This window comes from Bartonella sp. AU15XJBT (genome assembly GCF_028618615.1).
Classification (GTDB): Bacteria; Pseudomonadota; Alphaproteobacteria; order Rhizobiales; family Rhizobiaceae; genus Bartonella.
In genome coordinates this window covers 1-1,403 of record NZ_JAQITG010000098.1, presented here as the reverse complement: position 1 = coordinate 1,403, position 1,403 = coordinate 1, and the positions used below count along the sequence as shown (strand labels likewise).

Genomic DNA, 1,403 nt, shown 5'->3' with positions numbered 1-1,403 from the left:
TTGGCAATTATAAGCCTGAGCACGTGTTTAAAAAGTTGGGGGATGCTTATTTTGAATCTCGTCTGGTGGGTGAGCAAATCTTTGAGCTAACAGGCAATCGCACTCTTCTTGATGTTGAAGATCCCAATGCTCAAATGCAAAGGCTCTATGACAATGCTGTGGAGCAGCAAGGTCCTTTGGGGTTAGAGCTAGGCAAGCCCTTAACACCTCAGCAGATTGCTGGGATCAAAGAGGATATGATCTGGCTTGAGACCCACCTTGTCGACGGACAAGAGGTCTTAGTGCCCCACGTTTATTTGGCGCCAAACACTTCTTTAGCACAAGATGTTTATGGGGCAAAAACGCAGCAAGGAAACCTTGCCAGTGCACGTTTGAAAGGCAATGGCATCACTCTGAACGCGAACCGTTTTAGCAATAGCGGTGCTATCTTGAGTGATGATGCATTGCATGTTTCGACCACGCAAACTTTGTTTAATGATGGTGGTTTTTTGCTTGGCAGCGGTGCTGTCGATCTCAACAGTGGTGATCTTTTAGCCAATTCGTCAGGGGTTATCTTGGGGAATATCATCACCCTCAATGCGAAGACCATCATTGATGGTACTGCCAAGATCCGTGACACGAATGAATTTGGTTTTGTTGATCGAGAGGGGCAGCAGTCTCAAATCATCTCTGTTCAGGATTTGAATATTCTCTCCCTTGGCGATTTAAGCATGAGTGGTGGGCAATGGAGCAGTGGCGGTTCGACGACGGTGACTGTCGGTGGTTCTGCGACCATTGGTTCATTGGTACTAGAGAGTGAGAATAAGCAAAGCTTGGAAAAAGGGCATTATGATGCTCAAAGTTCTCATCACCATTTGGCAGAAGTTAACAGTGATGGCGATCTAACCATTGTTACAGGGGGTGAGCTTAATCTTGCGGGAAAATTTAAAGCCAAGGGTGATGGGGATTTCACCAGTGGTGGTGCTCTCAACGCGGTTTCAGAGCAAGACTTTAACAGTTTTGATTTAGATCTGAGAGGCAAAGAAGGCGATGAATCGAAGCAAAAGAATAAGTTTCGTCAACAATCAACCGAAGTTACCACAACCAAAACCACGATAGAAACGGGTGGCAACCTTTCCATGCATGCCAAGGATGGGGATCTCACACTTAAAGCCATAGGGGCAAAAAGTGAGGGCAAGATACATCTTACGGCAGATAAGGGGAAGATTAAGTTTCTGAGCAACAAGGATCAGGATTTTAAGGATGTTTATCAGCGCAATGAAAGCCTTGTGTGGTGGAGTGAGGGCGACAAAGGCTATCTGAAGGAAAGTATCGACTATGTAACCATGGAAGCTGGTGGGGGCATGAAATTTGATGCAGGTGATGGCTTTGTTGTTGAATATGAGACAACGGGTGATTTTGAC

General features: G+C 45.8%; 1 protein-coding gene. It reads left to right on the top strand.

The window, feature by feature from the left end; translation table 11 throughout:
* The coding region (locus tag PVV57_RS10290; protein ID WP_273784042.1) for a hemagglutinin repeat-containing protein at positions 1 to 1,403 on the top strand (1,403 nt) is incomplete at both ends.